This window comes from Candidatus Niyogibacteria bacterium CG10_big_fil_rev_8_21_14_0_10_46_36 (genome assembly GCA_002772995.1).
GTDB lineage: Bacteria > Patescibacteriota > Minisyncoccia > 1-14-0-10-42-19 > 1-14-0-10-42-19 > 1-14-0-10-46-36.
The window spans coordinates 66,956-89,574 of sequence record PFCO01000001.1 but is presented as its reverse complement, the minus strand read 5'-3'; the positions used below and the strand labels follow the sequence as shown (position 1 = coordinate 89,574).

The 22,619-nt window shown below is 46.3% G+C and carries 29 protein-coding genes; 27 read left to right on the top strand and 2 right to left on the bottom strand.

Going from position 1 to position 22,619, the window contains the following annotated elements:
• Window position 1: 1 nt before the first annotated feature.
• From gyrB to COU47_00505, 5 genes are all read left to right on the top strand, one after another.
• On the top strand, window positions 2-2,116 hold the full coding sequence (gyrB, locus tag COU47_00525; protein ID PIR69906.1) for a DNA topoisomerase (ATP-hydrolyzing) subunit B: 2,115 nt from the start codon (window positions 2-4) through the stop codon (window positions 2,114-2,116).
• A 94-nt stretch (window positions 2,117-2,210) separates the two neighbouring features.
• Window positions 2,211-2,390 carry a preprotein translocase subunit SecE gene (locus tag COU47_00520; GenBank protein PIR70010.1) on the top strand — a complete coding sequence of 60 codons (180 nt, stop codon included), beginning with the start codon at window positions 2,211-2,213 and terminating at the stop codon, window positions 2,388-2,390.
• 3 nt (window positions 2,391-2,393) lie between these two features.
• Window positions 2,394-2,939: a transcription termination/antitermination protein NusG gene (locus COU47_00515; protein PIR69905.1), complete on the top strand. Its 546-nt coding sequence runs from the start codon at window positions 2,394-2,396 to the stop codon at window positions 2,937-2,939.
• 10 nt (window positions 2,940-2,949) lie between these two features.
• A complete protein-coding gene (gene rplK / locus COU47_00510) occupies window positions 2,950-3,378 on the top strand; it encodes a 50S ribosomal protein L11 (GenBank protein ID PIR69904.1) in 429 nt (142 codons plus the stop codon).
• 104 nt (window positions 3,379-3,482) lie between these two features.
• The gene (locus tag COU47_00505; protein ID PIR69903.1) at window positions 3,483-4,067 is read left to right on the top strand and encodes a hypothetical protein; all 585 of its coding nucleotides are present in this window, start codon (window positions 3,483-3,485) and stop codon (window positions 4,065-4,067) included.
• Window positions 4,068-4,098: 31 nt separating this feature from the next.
• Here COU47_00505 and COU47_00500 read toward each other — a convergent pair whose 3' ends face one another.
• A complete protein-coding gene (locus COU47_00500) occupies window positions 4,099-4,533 on the bottom strand; it encodes a dUTP diphosphatase (GenBank protein PIR70009.1) in 435 nt (144 codons plus the stop codon).
• Between the two features lie 169 nt (window positions 4,534-4,702).
• Here COU47_00500 and COU47_00495 point away from each other — a divergent pair, with 169 nt between their 5' ends.
• The 7 genes from COU47_00495 (at window position 4,703) to secF (ending at window position 11,393) form a co-directional block, all read left to right on the top strand.
• On the top strand, window positions 4,703-5,233 hold the full coding sequence (locus COU47_00495; protein PIR69902.1) for a DNA mismatch repair protein MutT: 531 nt from the start codon (window positions 4,703-4,705) through the stop codon (window positions 5,231-5,233).
• Between the two features lie 9 nt (window positions 5,234-5,242).
• The gene (tmk, locus tag COU47_00490) at window positions 5,243-5,881 is read left to right on the top strand and encodes a dTMP kinase (GenBank protein ID PIR69901.1); all 639 of its coding nucleotides are present in this window, start codon (window positions 5,243-5,245) and stop codon (window positions 5,879-5,881) included.
• A 78-nt stretch (window positions 5,882-5,959) separates the two neighbouring features.
• Entirely contained in the window at window positions 5,960-6,841 is an 882-nt protein-coding gene (thyA, locus tag COU47_00485) for a thymidylate synthase (GenBank protein ID PIR69900.1), read from the top strand.
• 12 nt (window positions 6,842-6,853) lie between these two features.
• Complete coding sequence (locus tag COU47_00480) at window positions 6,854-7,621, top strand: hypothetical protein (protein ID PIR69899.1); 768 nt, start codon at window positions 6,854-6,856, stop codon at window positions 7,619-7,621.
• Window positions 7,622-7,673: 52 nt separating this feature from the next.
• Window positions 7,674-9,119, top strand: a complete 1,446-nt coding sequence (locus tag COU47_00475; protein ID PIR69898.1) for a hypothetical protein — start codon at window positions 7,674-7,676, stop codon at window positions 9,117-9,119.
• A 7-nt stretch (window positions 9,120-9,126) separates the two neighbouring features.
• Entirely contained in the window at window positions 9,127-10,485 is a 1,359-nt protein-coding gene (gene secD, locus COU47_00470; protein ID PIR70008.1) for a protein translocase subunit SecD, read from the top strand.
• A 5-nt stretch (window positions 10,486-10,490) separates the two neighbouring features.
• Window positions 10,491-11,393, top strand: coding sequence for a protein translocase subunit SecF (gene secF, locus COU47_00465; protein PIR69897.1), 903 nt, complete (start codon window positions 10,491-10,493; stop codon window positions 11,391-11,393).
• A gap of 31 nt (window positions 11,394-11,424) precedes the next feature.
• Here the strand turns inward: secF and COU47_00460 are convergent, their stop codons facing one another.
• A complete protein-coding gene (locus COU47_00460) occupies window positions 11,425-11,772 on the bottom strand; it encodes a hypothetical protein (protein PIR69896.1) in 348 nt (115 codons plus the stop codon).
• Window positions 11,773-11,886: 114 nt separating this feature from the next.
• Between COU47_00460 and COU47_00455 the strand changes: the two genes are divergently transcribed.
• The 15 genes from COU47_00455 to grpE all read left to right on the top strand — a co-directional run bounded on the left by COU47_00455 (window position 11,887) and on the right by grpE (window position 22,597).
• On the top strand, window positions 11,887-13,599 hold the full coding sequence (locus COU47_00455; GenBank protein ID PIR69895.1) for an alanine--tRNA ligase: 1,713 nt from the start codon (window positions 11,887-11,889) through the stop codon (window positions 13,597-13,599).
• 21 nt (window positions 13,600-13,620) lie between these two features.
• Window positions 13,621-14,838, top strand: a complete 1,218-nt coding sequence (locus COU47_00450) for a hypothetical protein (GenBank protein ID PIR69894.1) — start codon at window positions 13,621-13,623, stop codon at window positions 14,836-14,838.
• 68 nt (window positions 14,839-14,906) lie between these two features.
• The gene (locus tag COU47_00445; protein PIR69893.1) at window positions 14,907-16,340 is read left to right on the top strand and encodes a hypothetical protein; all 1,434 of its coding nucleotides are present in this window, start codon (window positions 14,907-14,909) and stop codon (window positions 16,338-16,340) included.
• Window positions 16,341-16,497: 157 nt separating this feature from the next.
• Window positions 16,498-16,725 carry a translation initiation factor IF-1 gene (locus tag COU47_00440; protein ID PIR69892.1) on the top strand — a complete coding sequence of 76 codons (228 nt, stop codon included), beginning with the start codon at window positions 16,498-16,500 and terminating at the stop codon, window positions 16,723-16,725.
• Window positions 16,726-16,731: 6 nt separating this feature from the next.
• On the top strand, window positions 16,732-16,845 hold the full coding sequence (locus tag COU47_00435; protein PIR69891.1) for a 50S ribosomal protein L36: 114 nt from the start codon (window positions 16,732-16,734) through the stop codon (window positions 16,843-16,845).
• 11 nt (window positions 16,846-16,856) lie between these two features.
• Window positions 16,857-17,243: a 30S ribosomal protein S13 gene (locus COU47_00430; GenBank protein ID PIR69890.1), complete on the top strand. Its 387-nt coding sequence runs from the start codon at window positions 16,857-16,859 to the stop codon at window positions 17,241-17,243.
• A 1-nt stretch (window position 17,244) separates the two neighbouring features.
• Window positions 17,245-17,679, top strand: a complete 435-nt coding sequence (locus COU47_00425) for a 30S ribosomal protein S11 (protein ID PIR69889.1) — start codon at window positions 17,245-17,247, stop codon at window positions 17,677-17,679.
• A 14-nt stretch (window positions 17,680-17,693) separates the two neighbouring features.
• The gene (locus COU47_00420; GenBank protein PIR69888.1) at window positions 17,694-18,314 is read left to right on the top strand and encodes a 30S ribosomal protein S4; all 621 of its coding nucleotides are present in this window, start codon (window positions 17,694-17,696) and stop codon (window positions 18,312-18,314) included.
• A gap of 37 nt (window positions 18,315-18,351) precedes the next feature.
• Entirely contained in the window at window positions 18,352-19,332 is a 981-nt protein-coding gene (locus tag COU47_00415) for a DNA-directed RNA polymerase subunit alpha (protein ID PIR69887.1), read from the top strand.
• A gap of 5 nt (window positions 19,333-19,337) precedes the next feature.
• Window positions 19,338-19,685, top strand: coding sequence for a 50S ribosomal protein L17 (locus COU47_00410; GenBank protein ID PIR69886.1), 348 nt, complete (start codon window positions 19,338-19,340; stop codon window positions 19,683-19,685).
• Between the two features lie 4 nt (window positions 19,686-19,689).
• Window positions 19,690-20,058 (top strand): 50S ribosomal protein L13, encoded by a 369-nt coding sequence (locus COU47_00405; GenBank protein PIR70007.1) that lies wholly within the window; start codon window positions 19,690-19,692, stop codon window positions 20,056-20,058.
• 4 nt (window positions 20,059-20,062) lie between these two features.
• Window positions 20,063-20,479, top strand: a complete 417-nt coding sequence (locus tag COU47_00400; protein ID PIR69885.1) for a 30S ribosomal protein S9 — start codon at window positions 20,063-20,065, stop codon at window positions 20,477-20,479.
• 177 nt (window positions 20,480-20,656) lie between these two features.
• Window positions 20,657-21,250 carry a hypothetical protein gene (locus COU47_00395; protein PIR69884.1) on the top strand — a complete coding sequence of 198 codons (594 nt, stop codon included), beginning with the start codon at window positions 20,657-20,659 and terminating at the stop codon, window positions 21,248-21,250.
• Between the two features lie 151 nt (window positions 21,251-21,401).
• Complete coding sequence (locus COU47_00390) at window positions 21,402-22,070, top strand: hypothetical protein (protein ID PIR69883.1); 669 nt, start codon at window positions 21,402-21,404, stop codon at window positions 22,068-22,070.
• Window positions 22,067-22,597, top strand: coding sequence for a nucleotide exchange factor GrpE (gene grpE, locus COU47_00385; protein ID PIR69882.1), 531 nt, complete (start codon window positions 22,067-22,069; stop codon window positions 22,595-22,597). The genes COU47_00390 and grpE overlap by 4 nt, the downstream gene beginning before the upstream one ends.
• The last annotated feature ends 22 nt before the right edge of the window (window positions 22,598-22,619 follow it).

Genomic DNA, 22,619 nt, shown 5'->3' with positions numbered 1-22,619 from the left:
TATGACAGCAAAAAAAGCATCAAAAAAATCAAACAAGGCAGCGGCAAAGCCCCCCAAAGCAAAAGACGCGGCTGCATCAAAAAGCGGCTATAGCGCAAAAGACATTTATGTATTGGAAGGACTAGATCCGGTACGAAAGCGCCCGGCAATGTATATCGGCTCTACGGGAGTCGATGGTTTGCATCACTTAATCTGGGAGGTGGTAGACAACTCTATCGATGAAGCGATGGCAGGATATGCAAAGAATATCTCGGTAACAATGTTGCCTGATGGTGCGGTCCGGGTCGTGGACGACGGCCGGGGCATTCCGGTAGAAAAACATACGCACACTAAAAAATCAGCGCTTGAAACGGTGCTTACAACACTTCATGCAGGAGGAAAGTTCGGAGGCGATTCATATAAAGTTTCCGGAGGACTCCACGGGGTGGGAGTGTCGGTGGTCAATGCGCTCTCTGAATGGACCGAAGCTGTGATATGCCGTGATGGGTATCAATGGAAACAAGAATATGTCCGAGGGAAAGCAAAATACGCAATTAAAAAATTAGGTAAATGCTCAGGTTCGGGTACATCGGTAGCATTTCGCCCCGACCCGCAAATATTTTCGGGCACTGACGGTAATGGTATTCCTCCGTTTGATTGGGAGCGGGTGATAGAGCGTATGCGCCAGCAGGCTTACCTTACGAAGGGCGTTCGCATCAGCGTCAAAGACCAGCGGGAAAAAGATCCGCTCAAACACGAATCGCAGGCATTCTATTTTGAGGGCGGTATCCGTTCGTATGTAAAGCATGTAAACCGCTACTCAGTGCCGAAGCACGATACTATTTTTTATACGGCAAAAGAAGCAGAAAAGATATTTGTAGAGGTGAGTTTGCAGTATGTGGATGATTTGTCCTCGCGCGAACTTACATTTGCAAACAACATCCATACGCCCGAAGGAGGAACGCACCTTACGGGTTTTCGGACTGCGCTTACGAGAATATTAAACGATTATGCACGCAAGAGTAATTTTTTGAAAGCGGATGAGGATAACCTCACGGGAGACGATGTGCGGGAAGGATTAACGGTAGTAATTTCTGTAAAGCTCCGTGAGCCGCAATTTGAAGGGCAGACGAAGGTAAAACTCGGCACACCCGACGCCCGAAGCGCCGTTGAAACGGTTTTTGGAGATGCATTCCGCGCATATCTTGAAGAAAACCCAAATGACGCGCGCTCTATCGCAGAGAAAGTTATTTTGGCGCTCAAGGCTCGCAAAGCCGCAAAAGCCGCAAAGGACACCATTATCCGGAAAGGAGCGCTTGAGGGGCTGACACTTCCGGGAAAGCTTGCCGATTGCCAGTCGCGTGACCCGGAAGAATCAGAATTGTTTATCGTTGAGGGGGACTCTGCGGGAGGTACTGCAAAGATGGGACGAAGCAGGAGGTTTCAAGCGATACTGCCGCTTCGTGGAAAAATTTTGAATGTTGAGCGCGCGCGTATTGACAAGATGCTTGCCTCAAAAGAAATAAAATCATTAATTATCGCGCTTGGTGCCGCTATCGGTGCTGAATATGACGAAAGCAAGCTCCGGTATCATAAAGTCATTATCATGACCGATGCTGACACCGACGGTGCGCATATTAGAACACTACTGCTTACGCTTTTTTACCGGTATTACAAGTCGGCAATCGAGAACGGCTACATCTATATTGCAAATCCGCCGCTTTACCGAATACAAAAAGGAAGAGATGTGCGCTATGCGTATAGCGATGCGGAAAAAGAAAAAATACTAAAAGAGTTGGAGAAAGAAATAAAAGCTAAACCCTCCTCAAAGAAAATAAAACAAACGGCGGAGAAAGAAACAGAAGCTGAAGCGCCCGCCGGAGGTGAAGAAGTGCCCGCAGAAGATGGGAAGATACGAGGTGTTACCATCCAGCGCTATAAGGGGTTAGGAGAGATGAATTCGGGCCAGTTGTGGGAAACTACTATGGATCCGGAAAACCGCATATTGAATAAGGTGAATATAAAGGATGCCGAAGAAGCAGATCGCATATTTGATGTGCTTATGGGTTCTGAGGTAGCCCCTCGTAAGAGTTTTATCCAAGGACACGCAAAAGAGGTGCAGAATTTGGATGTGTGATGTTCGTTGACAGAATTCATCCTTTTCTTTATACTGTAGATATTATTGAACATAAAAAGCCCCTGCGGGGCTTTTTAAGATAGATGACATTATGATTCAAAAACTTGTTGATTACGTAAAAGGTTCGCGTCTTGAATTAAAGCAGGTCACTTGGCCGACGCGCGCAGAGACCACCCGGTACACTATTCTTGTGATTGGCATTTCTATTGCGATTGCGCTTTTCTTGGGCGTGCTGGACTTTGCGTTTACATCTATCCTTGAGGTGCTTTTGTAACATATGGGAAAACAGCAGTTAGAACAGGGAAGGAATTGGTACGCAATTCATACATATTCCGGATATGAAGCTGCGGTTGTTCGGAATCTCAAGCAGCGCATTGAGTCGCTCGGCATGGAAGATAAAATCTTCAGCGTTCTTGTCCCGACGGAAAAAAAGATAAAAATAAAAGGCGGTAAGCGTCATATTGTTGAAGAAAAAATATATCCCGGGTATGTTCTTGTAGAAATGGTGGTAACGGATGATTCGTGGTACGTGGTACGGAACACTCCCCGCGTGACGGGGTTCGTCGGGTCAGGCACAACGCCGACACCGCTTTCAAAGAACGAAGTAGACGGTCTCTTTAAGCGCATGGGCGTTGAGGAACCGAAATTTAAGATTGATGTTTCTATCGGTGACCCAGTCCGTATTACCGACGGTCCGTTCAAAGAATTTGAAGGGAAAATTTCAGAAATTGATGAGGAGCGGGGTAAGGTAAAAGTGCTTGTTGGTATGTTCGGGCGCGAAACACCGGTAGAGATTGACATTCTTCAGATGAAGAAACTATAATTTCAATATTATTATGGCAACAAAAAAGATAAAATCCATCGTAAAATTGCAGCTTCCCGCGGGGAAAGCTACGCCTGCGCCTCCGGTAGGAACGGCGCTTGGTCCGCATGGAATAAACATCGGAGAATTTTGTTCAAAGTTCAATGATGCAACCAAGGACCGGGCTGGAGATATCATCCCGGCGGAGCTCACTATTTACGAAGACCGCAGCTTTGACTTTAAGCTAAAAACATCGCCTGCAGCATTTCTTATCAAAAAAGCAGCAGGTGTTGAAAAGGGAGCGGCAAACCCGCTTACTACAAAAGTGGGGAAAATAACCAAAGCACAAGCGCGCGAAATTGCAGAAACAAAAATGGAAGACCTGAATGCTTACGATGTAGACGAGGCGGCAAAAATCATAGAAGGCACAGCGCGTTCCATGGGCATAGAGGTAAAGTAATCAACGTTCTATTACATTGGACAACCCCGCTTACGGCGGGGTTGTTTTTTTGTTCCGAAATACATACAATAACGGTGCAGTACATTCAAAAGGAGACATATATCATGAGCAAGGAACGGGATGAAAAGCGTGAGCGGGTATTTTTGTGTTCTATTTTATGCCATACTCCTATGTCGACTTGCGATCGGTTCCATATTGCAAGCGGCATAATAAAAAACAAGCGTATCGTCGGAGTTGGGTACAATGGGTCGCTTCCCGGAGAGCCGCATTGTGACGAAGCGGGCCATCTTATGATTGACGGTCATTGTGAGCGCACCAACCATAGCGAAGAGAATGCTGTGTTCAATACCGACCCGAAACAGCTTGAAGGGGCAACGGTTATGATAGTAGGTACGCCATGCATCCGATGCTTACGGACACTTATTTCGGTAGGAATAAAAAAGATTATTTGTTACGGCGAGTATGACAACGCGAAAGGAAAAGAGTTCATGAGTGAGCTGAAAAGAAAAGATATTGTCTTTGAGCAGCGCTATGTCGATTATCAGCAACTCTTCCAGCAGTTATTTGATGATATGACAAACAAGGGCGGCATATTACATAGAGAAAATTACCGGCTCAAAGTGACCAAAGTGCCGCTTGACGGCGCTTTGCCAAAGAGGGACGCGGGACTGCGCACAAAAAAAACATAATACGAAAAAACCGATGCATACGCATCGGTTTTTATGCTGTTCCGGTGCTGCCAAATCCGCCCCTGCTTTTTTTATCCATGGATTCTTGCTCATCCCACGAAAGCGCACGCGAAAGCCTCACGAACATTCCCTGGCCGATACGGTCTCCGCGTTGTATGGTGACAGGTGCATCGGTAAAGTTAAGCACTTGGAAAAGGATCTCATCGCTATCTCCGCAATAGTCGGAGTCAATGACACCGATGCCGTGCGGTATCAAAAGTCCCTTTTTGGGAGAGCTGCTCCGAGAGGCAAGAATAAGAACATGATTTTGAGGTGATTCGATGATCAGATTGGTGGGAATATACGCAAGAGACTGCGGCTCCACGACGGTATCAGTGCGCGCGTAGAGATCAAATGCAGCTGCTCCCGTCGTTTGGTATACAGGGAGTGGGAGCGTTTTATCAATCCTTTTGATTCGTACTTTCATAATATACGGTTTATGATATACCCCGGCCGAAATTTTGTACAGAAAAAACAAAGAATCGCGCAATCGCGGGCATCTATTTCAATAAAAGTTTTTCCACTAGACAATCAGACTGCCAGCGGGGTATACTTTTTCTACAATAAAATGTTCATTTACAAGGAGGCATAGAGTTATGCAGAGAGGTCCATATACCGGTATCGGAGTGATGATATTCAAAAGCGATCTCATTCTTTTGGGGAAGCGGAAAGGATCACACGGGGCGGGAGAATGGGCGTTCCCGGGAGGTTTGGTTGAGCTGGGAGAATCTTGGGAAGATGCAGTGTCGCGCGAATTAAAAGAGGAAACAGGAGATGCGTTACGGATAGGGCATTTGTGTTATTTTTGTCTTGCGCACGAAGCGCACTATGTCCATGAGGATCCGACGAAGCAATACACGCATTTAGGGTATGTCGCGGACTGGGAGGGGGGCGAGCCTTGCGTAATGGAACCGGAAAAGTGCGAGGCATGGAGCTGGTTTCCCGTAGATGAGCTGCCGAGCCCGATGTTCTCAATGACGAAGTATATGCTCATGAGTTATATCCGCGGCGTTCCGTATGCCGATATAGCAAAAGCAAAGCGCATTACGAAAGAATTCAATCAAGAGGAGGTCGCTGCATATTTTCAAAAAAAATTTTTTGAACAGTCAAAAAAACGATATGATTAAGGAGTGTATATGTATATGAAAGCATTGCCGAGGGGCATTTTTATTTTATTTGAAGGAGGCGACAAGGTAGGAAAAACCACTCAGCTAGAAATGGCAGAGCGGTATTTGGAAAGCAAAGGATATCCTGTACTGCGGACGAAAGAGCCGGGGGGCGGTGATATTGCAATCCGTGAAAAGGTGCTCTCTGACGAATCATTGACCGCAGAGGAGCAATTGGCGCTTTTTTGCGAAGACAGGCGGATACATGTAGAACAAAAGATCCTTCCTGCGCTCAAAGAAAAGAAAATAGTGCTTTGCGACAGATTCGAACCCTCAAGTATCGCATATCAGGGTGCAGGTGGAGGCATGCCCGTCAATCGTATCAGAGAACAAAGCGGCAAAGCCCGAAGCGGCACGTGGCCTGACATGATACTGCTGTATGATGTAGACCCGGAAAAGGCATTCACACGAGCAAGGGCCGAAACATCGTTTGAAAAAAAGGATATGGATTACCAACGGCGCGTCCGCAAAAGCTTCTTAGAGCAGGCGGAAGAAGACATAAACAGATGGAACATCATCGACGCCTCACGCTCCGTGGAAGATGTTTGGAAGAAAACAAAAAAATGTATTGATGCATTTTTCTTAAGAAGATTTGGTATACAGATTTAAATATACCAATCCGCACGGCTTGCCGTGCGGTTTTTTTGGTGGCAAAATAAAGAAAATTCTTTTACAGGGAGAATATGCATGCAGGCGTATCTAGACTTATTGCGTGACATCAGAGACAACGGAAATGAAAAAGAAGACAGAACGGGCGTGGGTACAAAAAGCGTGTTTGGCCGCCAGCTCCGTTTTGATCTCAAAAAAGGATTCCCGCTGCTTACAACAAAAAGAATGCCGTTTCGTTTGGTTGTTGAGGAGCTGCTGTGGCTTTTGCGCGGAGAAACAAACATCCAATCTCTTGTTGAAAAAAAAGTACACATTTGGGACGATTGGCCGTTTGCGGCGTATAAGAAAAGCGAGGAATATGCAGGCGAGTCCGCTCAAGAATTTGCAGAAAAAATACGGACGGACAATCTCTTTGCGCTCCGGTGGGGGGATCTTGGGCCCGTGTACGGAAAACAATGGCGCGCATGGCCAGGACTGGACGGAAAGCCGATAGACCAGATAGCGGATGTCGTGTCCCAGATACAAAAGAACCCTGATAGCAGGCGTCTTATCGTAAGCGCTTGGAATGTTTCATATATCAGCAAGATGGCGCTTCCACCATGTCATTGTTTTTTCCAGTTCTATGTCGCAGACGGCAACCTTTCGTGCCACATGTACCAGCGAAGTGCTGATGTATTTTTGGGCGTTCCTTTCAATATCGCTTCCTACGCCCTGCTTACATGCATGATTGCGCGTGTAACCGGGCTCAAGCCGCATGAATTCGTGCACACATTCGGCGATGTTCATATTTACAGAAATCACATAGAACAAGTGAACGAACAGCTTGAACGCGCTCCCAAGCCGTTACCGGTTGTTAAGCTTAATGCATCTATTGATTCGATATTTGATTTTTCGTACAGCGATATTGCATTACTCAACTATGAACCGTATCCGGCGATAAAAGCGCCCATCGCGGTGTAAGGAGAGATGATTATGGCGGTATCAATGATTGCGGCTATGGCAAAAAACAATGTTATCGGACATAGGGGAAAGTTGCCCTGGCATTTACCGAAGGATATGGCGTACTTTGCGAGTATGACAAAAGGGCATCCGGTTATCATGGGACGAAAGACATTTGAGTCAATTGGAAAAAAGCCCCTTCCGCAAAGGACTAATATTGTTATCACAAAGCGTGATGTATACGCGGCTCCGGGGTGTCTTGTCGCGCATTCATTAGGTGAGGGGCTTTTTTATGCCCAAATATCTCCTCACGCAGAAGAGATATTTATTATTGGCGGTTCAGTGGTGTATAAGGAGGGATTGAGATATACCGAACGGCTTTATATCACCGAAATTGATTATGAGTGCGAGGGAGACGCGTTCTTCCCGGATATTGATTCCTCATGGTGGAAAGAAATATCCCGCATTGAAGCATTGCCTGATGAAGAGAACATGCATCGCCACGCGTATGTCACCTACGCAAAGTTGACCGAAAAAGAACGGAGTGTCCTCGAGCGGGCATTCCATGTCGTCGTTGAAATCATGCCGAAGGATTCTATTCTTGATCCGGAAGGGGCTGCTATTATGAAGGGACTTCACACGCTCGGGTTTACTCATGTGAATCGCGTACGGATTGGAAAGCGCATACAGCTTGAAATGCGCGGGACAAGCTCGGCAAGCATCCGCAAGAGCGTTGAGTCAATGTGCCAAAAACTTCTTGCAAATTCTATTATCGAATATTATGCAATACAGGTTATGTAACCCGTAAGCCCCGTCAGTAAGAGCGGGGCTTTTTCTATGGTATGCTGGAATTATGCGCTACAAGATTAATGATACTATCCACCGGATTATTCCGTATGGCGAGCGGGAAAAAACAGTCATTGACCATCCGTACTTTCAGCGTTTGCGCCACATTAAGCAGTTAGCGCTTGTGCATTTTGTATTTCCTGGCGCGGTACACGACCGTTTTTCGCATTCATTGGGTGCGATGCATATGGCGTCTCTCATCGGCCGGCAATTTTTTTACAACAAAGAATATTCTGTGCTTGCGCGGGTTCTCAAGAAAAAAGAAAAAGAATTCCTAATGCTTATGATGAAGCTTTCGGGACTCTTGCATGATATCGGACATGCGCCGTTCTCTCACGCAACAGAGTATCATATGCCCGATTTGAAAGACCTTGCTATCCCACAATCCCGTTTTAAAGAAAAGCAGGCTCGGCGCGCGAAACACGAAGATTACAGCGTCCTTATCATATACGCGCTTGCAAAAGATGTGCTTTTCCGCGGACGGAAATATAAGGCGGTTTTGTCAGAAACCGAAGCGGAGATTATAGCGTCTCTCATCCATAAACACATCCGTATTCCTGATTCATGGCACAAGCAATTTTCTTCAGACATCAACACAAAAGCACTTCATGCGCTTATCCGTTCGTGGATATCCGGCGATATCGACATCGACCGGATGGATTATCTGTTACGCGATTCATATTTTACCGGCGTTCCGTACGGCAACTACGACGCATATTGGCTTATCAATTCGTTCGGCGTCATAGAGCGAAAGGGGGAATATATAACATCTATTTTTGAAGCGGGCGTTCACTCGTTTGAATATTATTTGCTCGCGCGCTACAACATGTTCACGCAGGTGTATTTTCACAAGACAGTGCGTTGCTTTGAATATTATCTGAAAGAAGCATTTTCTACCCGCGAAATAGACTATCCTATCCCGAGCGATCTTGAAGAATATGTTATGCTCCAAGATACGACTTTTTTTGAATTGTTGTATCAGTATGCGGAAACACATCCATTTTCGTGGTCAGGCAGGCTGATTGCGCGTAAACCCGCCAAGCGCGTGGTGCGCATATGGGGGAAAAATTCAGGAGCTGAAACATTGTTTAAGAACATGCGGCGGGATTTCCAGAAAATATCGGTGCACCCGTTCCTGGTATTTTCTCAGAGCAAGTTTTTAGACTATGAAGAAGGCATTTCGTCCAAAAAAGAACACGAAAAAACACGTTCTCTTTTTTCCGCGCTTTCCATGACCCCCCTTATGATTATCCGTAAGCAATTTGGCATCCGAACTGCTCTTAGTATGGAGGATTCTTCGTTCATCTTGAAACATTATCACCAAGATATTAGTATGGGAGATATCTTCATCCCGCCTGAGGAATACGAACAGGGGAAAGATGCTATAATCGCTATATTAAAAAAACATTTTAAGGCATCTCCCTCGGAGATTATTCTGGAAGAAGAGCATTGATCGTATGATGAAATCTCAATTAGCAATACGCATAGGAGCCGTTATCCTCCTCTTGTTAGGGGTATGTTTGGGCTATATCAATATTTCTCCATTTATCGGTGGAGCATTTCAAGACGTTGTCCCATTCAAGCTCGGTCTTGATTTGCAGGGAGGAACGCATTTAGTGTATCGCGCTGATACATCCGTTTTGGGCGGGCGCAACATAGACGAAGCGATGGCAGGTCTCCGAGATGTTGTTGAACGGCGTGTAAACTTTTTTGGCGTTACCGAACCGTTGGTGCAGGTTCAGCAGTCAGGCGACGAGCAGCGTCTTATCGTAGAGCTTGCGGGCGTCTTTGACATAGGACAGGCAATCCAGATAATCGGCCAAACCCCGTTTTTGGAATTTCGTACCGAACGCCCTGAAGAAGAAGCAAAACAGATGCTTGCGGACTTAGGCATTCAAGAAGGTGAGCCGATACCTGCAGGTACGGCAATTCCTGACGATCTTTTTTATTTGCATACTGACCTTACCGGGAGATATTTAAAAGAAGCAACTATATTGTTTGGAGACGGACAGAGCAGTTTGGGGCCGAGTGTGGGGCTCCAATTCAATGATGACGGGGCGGAAATTTTCCGGCAGCTTACCCGCGATAATGTCGGGAAAACCATAGCCATTTATTTGGACGGCGTTCCTATAAGTACGCCGGTTGTGCAGGGGGAAATATCGGGGGGACAAGCGCAGATTACCGGAAACTTTACCGCGGAAGAAGTGCGTGATTTAGTGCGTAATTTAAATTCGGGGGCGCTCCCGCTTCCTATTGAATTGATATCACAGCAGAATGTCGGGCCGTCGCTTGGCGCTTCAGCTCTTGCAAAAGGAGTGAATGCGGGCGCGTATGCGCTCATTGCGGTTGCGTTGTTCCTGCTCTTATGGTACCGGCTCCCCGGGCTCATCGGTATTTTTTCGATCGCATTCTATACCATTGTCCTGCTTTTTTTGTTTAAGCTGTTTGGCGTTACACTTACAACCGCGGGCATCGCAGGATTTATTCTTTCGGTCGGTATGGCGGTGGATGCAAATATTCTTATTTTTGAGCGCATCAAGGAGGAAGTCCGCCGCGGACAGCAGCTGGACATTGGTGTAAAAGAAGGATTTTGGCGCGCGTGGCCGTCTATCAGAGACGCAAACATTTCTACGCTTATTACTTCAACCATCTTGTTCTGGTTTGGGACAAGTATTATAAAGGGGTTTGCGTTAACCCTTGGTATTGGAGTGTTCGCGAGCTTAACATCCGCATTTTTGGTGACTCGCACATTTTTACTTGCGGTGGGATTCCGCAACAAAGCGATAAGTTCGTTTCTGTATGGAAGCGGCATTAAATAAAAAATATGTTCATCGTAACGCATAGAAAACTATTTTATATATTTTCAGGGGTGCTTGTATGCGCGAGCATTGTGTTTCTTGCTGTGTGGGGACTGCAGTTTGGTATTGATTTTACGGGAGGGTCGCTTTTAGAAGTGCGCTTTACTGATGTGCGTCCGGAAATCCCAATATTGCAAGAACGTCTGAATAATGTGAAGTTTGGTTCGGCGGTATTACAACCTTCGGAGGAGAGCAATCTTTTAATACGCACCCGTGATATAACAGAAACCGAACACCAAATCATTCTTCAGGCACTTGCCGGGGACACAGAGCCCGCAGTGGTGCTTGAGGAGTTGCGTTTTGATTCCATTGGTCCGGTTATCGGGAATGAATTGCGGCGAAAATCATTTACGGCACTTTTGCTGGTGCTCTTGATGATACTTATTTTTATCACATGGAGTTTTCGTAAGGTGTCGCGTCCGGTTGCGTCATGGAAGTATGGGCTAGTGGCGCTGATTGCTCTTGCTCATGATGTTATTATTCCGGTGGGACTCTTTTCGCTTTTAGGTCAGTTTTATCATGTTGAAGTGGGAACGCTCTTTGTGACTGCTCTTTTGACCATTCTTGGGTTTTCGGTCCATGACACTATAATTGTATTCGACCGCATCCGCGAGAATATTACGCGCATCGGTTCTACTATTCCTTTTGAGGAAGTCGTAGGAAAGAGCTTAAGCGAAGTTATGGGGCGCTCTATTGCAACATCTTTTACACTCTTTGTTGTGCTCTTCCTCCTCTTTCTTTTCGGCGAATCATCAACGACATTCTTCTCCCTTACTCTTTTGGTGGGAGTTGTTGCGGGAACCTACTCATCTATCTTTCTTGCAAGCCCGCTTATCGTAACCTGGCAACAATTCTCTTCTCGAAAATAAATAAAAAAAGCGGCCGTCGGGCCGCTTTTTGTTAATGGATTTCTCCGCGATTGAATGCATGAAGCACCTTGCAAAGCGCTTCTATGTGCTCGGAAGGAGTATGTCCGCATACGAGCGCGTCTTCTTTTGTGGTCTTCAGCGCTTCAAATTCTTTTTCAATAACTTCCATATAAAAGTCTTTGTGTGTCTCCGTCGGGATAAAGATAAGCTGCGTTGTGTCTCTAAATATACTAAGGAACCCAGCCACCCATTCTTTGCGGGGGACGCGGGTTCTGTATGCTTCTTGTATTTCAGATGCATCAGATTGAAGATTCGCAAGCGCGCAGCATGCGACAGCGCCAAATGTTATTGCATCAGGGTGTATCTTTTTTAGGTCCATGGAATTTCCCCCTTTTTAAATATCCAACCAGGATTTTAAAAAATTATATATTATATTTTGCTTCTTGTCAATATTCATTTGCGGGAGTATAAAAATCTGGTTTAATAAGGAAAGATGAATTCAAACGAACTCCGTGAAAAATTTCTTGATTTTTTTAAGGAACGGGGCCATGCGGTCGTCCCGTCGTCTTCTCTTATTCCTGATGACCCGTCGGTGTTGTTAACGACCGCGGGGATGCAGCAATTTAAACCTTACTTTATTGGTAGGGCGGATCCGGTGCGCGATTTTGGGAGCAAGAATACGGCTTCTGTGCAAAAATCGTTTCGTACTTCTGATATTGACGAAGTGGGAGACGAGTCGCATCTGACATTTTTTGAAATGCTCGGAAATTTTTCGTTTGGCGGGTATTTTAAAAAGGAGGCAATCCAATATGGATATGATTTTATTACGAGAGAAATCGGCTTGCCGATAGAATATGTAAGCGTGTTTGAGGGCGATAGCGAAGTGCCCGCCGACACCGAGTCTGAAGAGATATGGAAAGCGCTCGGCGTTACAAACATAAAAAAATTAGGCCGCGAAGATAACTTCTGGGGTCCCACCGGGAGCGAGGGGCCATGCGGGCCGACAACGGAAATATATGTAAAAAGCGCCGGAGGGAAAGATATAGAAGTCTGGAATATTGTGTTTAACGAATTTTATTGCAACCCCGATAAAACACTTCGCAAGCTCGAAACACCCGGCGTGGATACAGGCATGGGGCTTGAACGGCTCGCAATGGTTTCGCAGGGCGTGCCGACTATTTTTGATACGGATTTATTTAGGTCTGTTATGGCGCTTCTCCCTGAAGCAATGGATATCCGTAGAAAAAGAATTTTTGCTGATCATGTCCGTGGAGTTGCGTTTTTGATTGCAGATAGCGTGCGTCCTTCCAATAAAGATTCCGGGTATGTGCTGCGCAGGCTCATGCGTCGCATCATTGTGTATGGCGAAAAGGGGATTAACATCAAAAAAGCATTTGAGCATATTGTTCGGGAGTATAGCTCGTTTTACAAAAATCTTACCTATGCTGTTATCGAGGGCGTGTTTGATGAAGAATACCAAAAATTTTCAAAAACGCTTCGCCGAGGATTGCGGGAATTACACAAGCAAGACATGATTACTGCGGAGTCCGCATTTATGTTGTACGAAAGCTACGGGATTCCGTACGAAATTATAAAAGAAGAGGGGGGAGAGCATGCCTCAGCATTAAAACGAGAAAACTTTGATAAGGAATTTGAGCGCCATCAAGAAGCATCGCGCAAAGGCCAAGAGAAAAAATTCGGCGGGCACGGACTTATTTTGAACACCGGAGAATTAAAGGCGGCAAACGACGAAGAGGTCAAAAAAGTAACCCGCCTGCACACCGCAACGCATCTGCTCCAGGCATCTCTCCGCAAGGTATTGGGGGGCGATGTACAGCAGGCAGGTTCCGATATCACCGCGGAACGCACGCGTTTTGATTTTACCTTCCCGCGCAAGGTTACTCAGGATGAGCTCCAGCAGATAGAAGACATGGCAAACAAAGTGGTTGAGGGCGATTTTGATGTTATAATGGAAGAGATGGCATATGAGGATGCAATACGGAACGGGGCGCTCGCATTCTTTAAAGAAAAATATCCGGAGCGCGTTTCCGTCTATAGTGTTGTAAAAGACGGCGAAGTGTTTTCCCGCGAACTCTGCGGAGGGCCGCATGTACGGCACACCGGAGAGATAGGGAAGATAACTATCACCAAAGAAGAATCTTCTTCAGCAGGTGTCCGGCGCATCCGGGCCATCATAGAGCCCTAATTAGGGGTTTCAGATGGAATTATGTCTGCACTCAGACGATCTCATAACGAAAAGATTAATATTGGTATTGCGATAGGCACGGGGAGTGTCAACGCAATTATCTATGGCGTCAGGAATGGAGCAAAGCCGCGTATTATTAAAAGCGTTTTGCGTCCGCATTCCGTCATGCCGCAGCCTGACTTTAAGGCGCTTGAGCAATTTGTAAAACACGAGTTTGGTGAGGTGAAAAAAGACTTTGCTGATGTCTTGCATGGCGAGCGCATCCATGATGTGCATGTGCTTTTGTCTTCGCCGTGGTACTTTTCACAGACCCGGATTGTAAACATAAGCAACAAAGAGCCGTTCGTAGCCGAAAAATCGTTTTTAAAAGAGAATATTAATGAGGAAAAAGAGCGGTTTATACAGGATGCGCGCAAACAGTTTTCTTTTCCAGCAGAGGATTACGCGATTATCGAAATGTCATTTATGAAGATTCTCATGAATGGCTACGAAGTAAATGATTTTTTGAATAAAAAGGCGCACGAGGTATCGCTTGATATGTATATGAGCTTGAGTCTCAAGAGTTTTATTGACCACTTGACGCATGTGCTTGAGACTCATTTTGCTCCCGAAGACATAACATTTTATACAAGTCCGTTTATATTTTTTCGGACACTCAAACAATTATGGGAAGATGAAGAAGGCAAGGTGGCATTTAATATCGACGCGGGGGTGCTCGCGGTAGAGATAGGAGGGGAGATAACCGATGTAACGGTTATTCGGAAGGGCATCATTGAAGAGACATTTTCATTCGGCAAAGGGCTTCACTTTATTATCCGCAGGCTTGCAAGCGCCTTAGGCGTTCCGCCAAAAGATGCCATATCGCTTTTCCATGCGTGGGCGCAGGGAAAAGTTGAAGCGTCAAAAGAAAAAAAGATAGCATCAATTATCGAAGAAGGTATCGGAGAGTGGAAATCTCTTTTGGAAAAGGTGCTGAAAGATGCGTCTTCCCGCGCGTTACTTCCCAAGACGGTTGCATTTTTGGGCGAAGGCGCAGTATATGACGGATTTGTGAAAGCATTCTCTGACGAATCGTTCAAAGAATATGTCCTTCAAGACAAGCCGTTTGATATTCATCTCTTTACGCCTTCATTTTTCCGCACGGCGTTTGACGGGCCGACCTCTGCGTTTATTGGAGGAGTGGAGGCGGCATTCTTGTATATGCTGGCGCTCCCGGTTGAATTAAATAGCATAGATTAGTACTATTAAAAAAAGCCCCTCATTTTTGGCATATGACACCATCTCCTCATAACAACAAAAAGCCCCTCATGCACGATATGGTCGTTAAAAAAACGGCTTCTTCGGGCGTATCAAAACCGGGCGCGCATATTCCGATACGGCGGGTAGCACCGAAAAAAGAAGAAGAGCCAAAGGTTTCTTTTGCAGAAAAACAAGAAGATTTTTCTGCGCCGGTATCCGTGGTTAAAACAGAGGCGCATACCGTAAAGGCGGATTCTTTCTTTGCAAAGATGAAGCCTGCGCATACACAAAAATCATTCAAGCCGAAAACAACAAAGCGGAAGCGTTCAGAGCCGCAAGGAAACGGCACTCGCCGATGGTATGGTACGCGTCCATTTTTTATTTTATACGGCGTTCTTGCGTTCACGCTGTTTTTGCTTATTGTTGATATGATGTCCGGCGTGACGGTTGCGGTAACGCCTCATCAGGAGTTTTTTAATATTGATACCTTGGTAAAGTTTTCTGCAAGCGAGAGCACGGGGGCGCGAGTGGAGACAGTCCATCTTGAAGAAACGATAGAGGGAAGGGCAGAAACGCAGGGAGAAAAAGATGTGGAGGAAAAGGCTTCGGGCAAGCTGACCATCTACAACGAATTCAGCTCTGACCCGCAGGTGCTTGTTAGGCGTACGCGGTTTGAAACGGAAGATGGAAAGATATACCGTATTGCTGAACAAGTAACTGTGCCCGGCGCCAATGTAAAAGATGGGACGATAGAGGCGTCCTCTATTGAAGTGATAGTGTACGCCGACGAGCCGGGCGAAGAATATAATATTGGTCCCGCCGAATTCACTATCCCCGGATTTAAAGGCTCTCCGCGGTTTGATAAATTCTATGCGCGTTCATTTGCCGGCATGACCGGCGGGTTTAAAGGAAAAACGCGCGTAGTAACAGAAAAAGATGCGGCGGATCTTTCTTCATCGCTCCAGACTCAGCTATCCGAAGAACTGAAACGGCAGGCGACAAACGAGCTTCCCGAGGGTCTTTTGATCCCGGCAGGCGCATCCCGAATCACAACCATTGCGAAAGATTTTTCTGCCGATATTGGCAAGCCTGCAGACCAGCTCACGCTTAACATGTCGCTTCGGCTAGACGGCCTTGCGGTCTCTTTTGAAACAATAGAAGCAGAGATAATCAATAAGTATCTTGCGAAAGATGATACCGATCCGGAGGCATTTGATATCGTAAACGTCCATGACCTGTCATATAGTACCGAAGATGTTGATTTTGACGCAGGAACCATGACGCTTCGCATTCAGGGTCTTGCGCATGTTGCGTGGCATATTGACTATGACGGCCTTACCTCCGCCTTGGCGCATGCTGATTACCGAAAACAGGTGCGTATATTTTCACAGTACGCATCTATAGAAGAAGCGGCAATCTCGTTTTTCCCGTCATGGTGGCGAGTATTCCCAAATAACACCGATAAAATTATCATTGAGCGGCGGCTGTTTGATTCCCCTTAGTATGCTTTCGGCAGCAGAAGGGAGGAGCCTGTGGGCTTCTTTTGTATTATATTTTGGCGTGATAGCATAAAAGCATAGAAAATAAGGCTTTTTGGCCACGGAGAGCGTGGTTATTGACTTTATTTATCATTTTATCTACACTATTCTTATTCATTGAATGACAAAAGAAGGAAGAAAAGAGAAGGAAATAAAGACAGGAGTTGTTGTTGAGGCCTTGCCAAATGCTACATTCCGTGTTGATGTAGAAGGCGGCGAAGGCCTTGTTTTTGCTCATTTGTCGGGGAAGATGCGGATGTATCGCATTAAGGTATTGGTTGGCGATAAGGTAAAGATGGAAATGGACGATTACGACTCTGCAAAGGGGAGAATCATTCAGCGAATGTAAAAACATATGAAAGTACGCGCATCAGTAAAGAAAATTTGTAGTGATTGTAAAGTTATACGACGCAAGGGAAGAGTGCGTGTTATTTGCAAAAATCCAAAACATAAACAACGGCAAGGATAAATAAAACACATATGCCACGCATTGCAGGAGTAGAAATTCCTGAAAATAAAAGAATAGAATTTGCGCTACCTTCCATTTATGGCATTGGGCGTTCTTTGGCGCGTCGTATTGCGGAATCGGCAAAGATAGGTGTGGATAAGAAAGTCTCTGAATTAACTCCTGATGAAGTAAATCGCCTCCGTGCGATTATTGAGGGACAGATGACGATAGAAGGAGACTTGCGCCGCGACATTCGTACGAACATAAAGCGATTAAAAGACATTAAAGCATATCGGGGCACTCGCCACATGAGAAATCTGCCCGTGCACGGACAGCGTACAAAAACAAATTCACGGACCCGCAGAGGAAATGTCCGCCAGACCATGGGTTCCGGTAAGCGAAAATTAGAGAAGAAGTAATATGGGTAAAAAGCGTATAGCAAGAAAATCAGGAAGCGGCGTGAACGCGGATTTAAAATCCCGCGCGTTGAGCAGGCTCCCAAAGCGCAAGCTCGAAAAGGGGCATGTGCATATCCAGGCTACGTATAACAATACGATGGTCGGATTTTCTGATGAAAAGGGCAACATGCTCATCTGGTCAACTGCGGGCGCTATGGGGTTTAAGGGCGCACGCAAAGGCACGCCGTACGCGGCATCAAAAGTAGTTGAGCTTATTGTTGAGAAGGCGAAAATGGTGGGGGTTTCCCATATTGATATTTTTGTAAAAGGAGTGGGCGCGGGACGCGAGTCAGCAATCCGTACGCTTATTGGTTCCGGTATAGGCGTTGACGCAATACGCGATGTAACGCCAATCCCGCACAACGGACCGAAAGCGCCAAAGCCGCGCCGCGTATAATAATTTATATTTGTATGGCAACCATCATTACATGTAAAAAATGCAGACGATTAGGAGTTTCGGTATGCGGCCGCGAACGCTGTGCCGTGAAGCGAAAGCCCTATCCGCCGGGAACCGCTCCGGGACGAGGCAGAGGAGGACGGCGCCGCGGATTATCCGAGTACGGAACCCAGCTCAAAGAAAAGCAGGTGGTGAAGTTTTCGTATGGGCTTCGGGAGCGACAATTCCGTAACTATGTCATGAAAGCAATGGTGGTAAAAGATGGCATGAGTTCAAACCGCTTGGTAGCCTTTTTAGAAAAGCGGCTGGATAATGTCGTGTACCGCTTGGGGTTGGCAACATCGCGCTCACAGGCACGCCAGATTGTTTCGCATGGACATATCCATGTAAACGGCAGACGGGTGAATATCCCGTCATTCCAGGTACGGGAAGGCGATGTGGTATCGTTGCGTCCGCAAAGCCAAGGGAAGGGATTGTTTGCTGATCTTGAAATCCGCTTAAAAAATCATGCCGTTGCAGGGTGGCTTTTGTTGGACAAAAAGACATTCACCGGAACAGTCAAAGGGATGCCGCATATTGATGTCTTCGATATTCCGGCGAACCTGAACAATGTCATGGAATTTTATTCGCGTTAATTTTTAATAATGTATTATCATTCAGAGTTTTTCATATATGGATAAATCAATCATACTGCCATCAAAACCCCGCGTTATTTCCGAAGAGAAAATGACAGGGGTGTACGAAATAGACGGCTTGTATCCCGGGTATGGCCACACATTTGGCAATGCGTTACGCCGCATTCTGTTGTCATCTTTGCCGGGCGCTGCCGCGACTGAAGTAAAAATAGAAGGAGTAAAGCACATGTTCTCAACAATCGACGGCGTAAAAGAAGATGTTGTTACTATTCTCCTGAACCTAAAACAGCTCCGCGTGAAAGCGCATTCAGATGAGCCGCAAAAACTTACCCTTCAGGTAAAGGGTGCGAAGGAGATTACGGCAAAAGACTTTAAGGTCCCGACTCAGCTTGAGCTCGCAAATCCGGAACTCATGATTGCAACTCTTACGGATAAGGAAAGTTCTATCTCTATGGAAGTAACTGTAGAAAAGGGACTCGGGTACCGCGCGCATGACGCGGCACAGCAAAAGAAAAAGATGGACATCGGCTCCATGATGCTTGATGCGGTGTTCACTCCGATACGGCGTGTCCGTTACGAAGTAGAGAACATGCGTGTGGGCGACCGGACAGACTTTAACCGGCTCCGTATAACCATTGAGACTGACGGCACACTCACCCCGCGCGAAGCGCTCGAAAAATCAATTACCATCATGATAGAGCAGCTAAAGGCAATTATCGGATTTGTTGAGGAGGAAGAAACGCCAATTATTGAAGAAAAAATAGACAGCAAGGAAGAAGATAAAGACGAGGGTGCGGGCCAAGAAGGCGATTTGTCTGATGTATTGAAAGTGCGCATTGAAGAGCTGAACTTTTCAGGACGCGTATTGAATGCGCTTTCGCACGCAGGCATCCGTACCGTCGGCGGTTTGGTAAAAAAGACCCCTGAGGACCTCATGAAGCTCGAAGGTATCGGAGAGAAGGCGGTAGAGGATATCAAGCAGGTTCTTGACGGCATGGGTCTTACATTGAGGGAATAATTATTATGCGACACCGAAAGAAGGGAAAAATTTTAGGAAGAAAACGAAATTCGCGGAATGCTCTCCGCCGGAGTTTGCTTCGCTCACTTATTCTTTCGGGCAAGATAAAGACCACCGAGGCAAAGGCAAAGGTGCTGCGGATAGATGCCGAAAAGATGATAACAAAGGCGCGGACCGGTTCTGTCGTTGCACGGCGGCGCGCAGCAGAGTCGCTTGATAACCGCGCGGTTAAGCAATTATTTGAAGTCGTAGGTCCCCGCTACAAAGAGCGGAACGGCGGGTATACCCGCATCATGAAAGCAAATCCGCGCAAGGGGGACAGTGCCCGAATGGCGGTCATTGAGCTTGTATAATCATATGAAAACAGACACACCGACAAAACAGGAAGAAATAATCATTGATGCCGAAGGCCAGATTTTGGGCCGTCTTGCGACGCGTATCGCGTATACCCTCATGGGCAAGGATAAGCCATCCTATGAACGCCACGAATTAAAGCCGGTACCGGTAAAAATCACGAATGCTTCAAAGGTAAAAGTTTCGGGTCAGAAGCAAAAGCAAAAAATATACACCCGTTTCACCGGGTATCCGTCAGGGCTCAAAAAGCGCACATACGAGGAACAACTTGAAAAAGACCCTACCGAAATTATCCGTACTGCCGTATGGGGCATGCTCCCGAAAAACAAACTGAGAAAGCAATTTATTAAATATCTTACGATAGAAAAATAATAGTATGCCTACAGCAGTAAAAGAAACATACATCGAAACCGTAGGACGGCGGAAGACCGCAAGTGCACGCGCTCGCGTTTTTGCCGACGATAAGCAAAAAAAAGTACACATCACCATTAACGACAAGCCGGTAGAAAAATTCTTTTCAATTGATGAATTACAGCGGGCGGTGTTTGAGCCGTTAGAAAAGCTCAAAAAAACAAGCGGGTACCGCATTACGATAAAAGTACAGGGAGGCGGCATACGGGGGCAGGCAGAAGCCATCCGCCATGCGATTGCGCGTGCTCTTGTAAAAGAAGACGAAAGTATCCGTAAAAAACTCAAGCGGCCTGGATTTTTAAAGCGCGACCCGCGAGTGAAAGAACGAAGAAAATTTGGACTGAAAAAGGCAAGAAAAGCTCCACAGTGGAGCAAGCGGTAGTCTAGCGCACTTGGAGGAAAAATAAACGGCTCACACGGGGGTGTGAGCCGTTTATGTATGCGCACATTTCTATGAATAGAGCCAAGAGCGCATACTCTTGACATTTTTTTATATATACTATATAATTCGCACTATACATTTGTGCATTAAAAAATACAGAGTACGGAGGAGGTTATTATGGTGTATGAGTTTGCTAAGAGAAGTATTCAGTTTTTTCTGTTGGTTTTTATGCTTGCTCTCACATTTTCGTTTGGCGCAAATGCGTATCAGACGGAAACAGGGGGAACGATGCTGACATGGGAGTGGCTCCATCAGTTAGGTAAAGGGGACCCAGTGCCACCGCCCAACAAGAAGCCAAAACATAAAAAGCACCCCAAAAAAGACTGCAAGAAACACAAAGACCATAAGAAAGACAAAGATCATGGAGAGCGTCCCTCAAGGCCGCCTGTCACTACCCCAGACAAGAAGCCAGATCATCATGATAAGCACCATGGCCGGAAGGGGCATCATAAGAGCCATCAACACTCTCACGGGCTTCCTGTAAAATACAGAGAAAGAATGCACAAAGATCATTCTAGGCCTGCTGCCACCCCAGCTCCAGCGCCGGTTCGTGATAAGCGCATCAATCGTAATAAGCACCATCAATACCAGGGGTACTCCCAAGGAAAGCGGTATCAGAACGGTAAGATGGAACGAGGAAGAAGTAGCGCATGGAATAAAGGCTCGGCTTCACAAAGGCGCCAGCATGGAAGACAACGAGGGAGAAGGTAGCAGAGGCTCCGTATCGTAAAGGGAAAAATTTGTAACGAAATATAAAAAATCACTTAAAAGAGGGAAGCTCAAAGCATCCCTCTTTTTGTTTGTACAAAATACAAATTAGCACTCTTGACATGGGAGTGCTAATTTGTCTATGATGGAAACAATGGAAGCAACAGACCGTGATTTTTCAATTCTGGAACATGTTATCCGGGACTATATCCACACCGCAGAGCCGGTGTCTTCTGCTCGTATTGCGCGGAACATCCGCTACAAGGCAAGCCCCGCAACAGTCCGCAATATAATGATGCGGCTTGATGACGAGGGGTACTTAGAACAGCCGCACACTTCTGCGGGGCGTGTTCCTACAGATAAGGCATACCGGTATTTTGTAGACACGATACTTGCAGAAGAATCGAGAATGCGTCAAAAAGAGGAGCGCCTTCCGGAAAGCGTCCCCGCGCTTCATCGGTTTGTCCACGAGCTTGCGGAAGAGACCGGCCTCTTTACTATGATGAGTTTGGATAAAAATTCTGTGTTGTGGGCGGGGATGGACGAGCTCTTTGATGAGCCGGAATTCCGCGAATATGATGTAGCGCGCGCGTTTGCATCGTTCGTAGAAGAAGCACATGACCGTATGAAATATTTTTATCAGTATGAGAGTAGCGCGCCGCAGGTATTTATTGGGAAAGAAAATCCGTTTCCGGACGGCTCGCATTTTAGTTCAGTTGTAGGGCGGCCGACGCGCTCAAGCATTATTATTTCTATCGGCCCGAAACGCATGGATTACGAACGGGCGACTGATGTTATACGAAGATTTTTACAATCAATATGACACGAGCAAAACACAAAAAAGAAGACGACGACATTGAGATCGTAGAAGAAGGCGAAGACAGGGCAGAAGGACGGATAGACAAGCTGCGCACGGATCTCGCGGCATGCAGAAAGGAAAAACAAGAGTATCTGGAAGGATGGCAGCGCGCAAAAGCCGACCTTATCAATCACAAGAAGGACGAAGCAGAACGGAAACAGGCGCTCGCACGCTTTGCAACGGAAGGCATGGTACATGATATCCTCCCCGTACTTGATAGTTTTGATCTTGCACTCAAACATGCGGAAGGGAGCGACATAGAAAAGGGAATTTTAATGATACGGAGCCAGCTTGAAGATGTGTTGCGCCGGAAGGGAGCAGAAGTAATTCCAGTACGCGCAGGAGACCCATTTGATATGATGATACACGAAAGCGTAGGCGAGACCGAATCAGACGCCCCGCCGGGCACGGTCGCCGAAGAGACACAACGAGGCTACCGCATGCATGGAAAAGTCATCCGTGCATCACGCGTAAAGCTCTCAAAAGAATAATTATTACATTAATATATTTATC

Coding starts and splice junctions, on each gene's coding strand:
- gyrB (PIR69906.1), top strand. CDS start 2: ATGACAGCAAAAAAAGCATCAAAAAAATCAAACAAGGCAGCGGCAAAG.
- COU47_00515 (PIR69905.1), top strand. CDS start 2,394: ATGGGAAAACAGCAGTTAGAACAGGGAAGGAATTGGTACGCAATTCAT.
- COU47_00505 (PIR69903.1), top strand. CDS start 3,483: ATGAGCAAGGAACGGGATGAAAAGCGTGAGCGGGTATTTTTGTGTTCT.
- COU47_00500 (PIR70009.1), bottom strand. CDS start 4,533: ATGAAAGTACGAATCAAAAGGATTGATAAAACGCTCCCACTCCCTGTA.
- COU47_00495 (PIR69902.1), top strand. CDS start 4,703: ATGCAGAGAGGTCCATATACCGGTATCGGAGTGATGATATTCAAAAGC.
- tmk (PIR69901.1), top strand. CDS start 5,243: ATGTATATGAAAGCATTGCCGAGGGGCATTTTTATTTTATTTGAAGGA.
- thyA (PIR69900.1), top strand. CDS start 5,960: ATGCAGGCGTATCTAGACTTATTGCGTGACATCAGAGACAACGGAAAT.
- COU47_00480 (PIR69899.1), top strand. CDS start 6,854: ATGGCGGTATCAATGATTGCGGCTATGGCAAAAAACAATGTTATCGGA.
- COU47_00475 (PIR69898.1), top strand. CDS start 7,674: ATGCGCTACAAGATTAATGATACTATCCACCGGATTATTCCGTATGGC.
- secD (PIR70008.1), top strand. CDS start 9,127: ATGAAATCTCAATTAGCAATACGCATAGGAGCCGTTATCCTCCTCTTG.
- secF (PIR69897.1), top strand. CDS start 10,491: ATGTTCATCGTAACGCATAGAAAACTATTTTATATATTTTCAGGGGTG.
- COU47_00460 (PIR69896.1), bottom strand. CDS start 11,772: ATGGACCTAAAAAAGATACACCCTGATGCAATAACATTTGGCGCTGTC.
- COU47_00455 (PIR69895.1), top strand. CDS start 11,887: ATGAATTCAAACGAACTCCGTGAAAAATTTCTTGATTTTTTTAAGGAA.
- COU47_00450 (PIR69894.1), top strand. CDS start 13,621: ATGTCTGCACTCAGACGATCTCATAACGAAAAGATTAATATTGGTATT.
- COU47_00445 (PIR69893.1), top strand. CDS start 14,907: ATGCACGATATGGTCGTTAAAAAAACGGCTTCTTCGGGCGTATCAAAA.
- COU47_00440 (PIR69892.1), top strand. CDS start 16,498: ATGACAAAAGAAGGAAGAAAAGAGAAGGAAATAAAGACAGGAGTTGTT.
- COU47_00435 (PIR69891.1), top strand. CDS start 16,732: ATGAAAGTACGCGCATCAGTAAAGAAAATTTGTAGTGATTGTAAAGTT.
- COU47_00430 (PIR69890.1), top strand. CDS start 16,857: ATGCCACGCATTGCAGGAGTAGAAATTCCTGAAAATAAAAGAATAGAA.
- COU47_00425 (PIR69889.1), top strand. CDS start 17,245: ATGGGTAAAAAGCGTATAGCAAGAAAATCAGGAAGCGGCGTGAACGCG.
- COU47_00420 (PIR69888.1), top strand. CDS start 17,694: ATGGCAACCATCATTACATGTAAAAAATGCAGACGATTAGGAGTTTCG.
- COU47_00415 (PIR69887.1), top strand. CDS start 18,352: ATGGATAAATCAATCATACTGCCATCAAAACCCCGCGTTATTTCCGAA.
- COU47_00410 (PIR69886.1), top strand. CDS start 19,338: ATGCGACACCGAAAGAAGGGAAAAATTTTAGGAAGAAAACGAAATTCG.
- COU47_00405 (PIR70007.1), top strand. CDS start 19,690: ATGAAAACAGACACACCGACAAAACAGGAAGAAATAATCATTGATGCC.
- COU47_00400 (PIR69885.1), top strand. CDS start 20,063: ATGCCTACAGCAGTAAAAGAAACATACATCGAAACCGTAGGACGGCGG.
- COU47_00395 (PIR69884.1), top strand. CDS start 20,657: ATGGTGTATGAGTTTGCTAAGAGAAGTATTCAGTTTTTTCTGTTGGTT.
- COU47_00390 (PIR69883.1), top strand. CDS start 21,402: ATGGAAGCAACAGACCGTGATTTTTCAATTCTGGAACATGTTATCCGG.
- grpE (PIR69882.1), top strand. CDS start 22,067: ATGACACGAGCAAAACACAAAAAAGAAGACGACGACATTGAGATCGTA.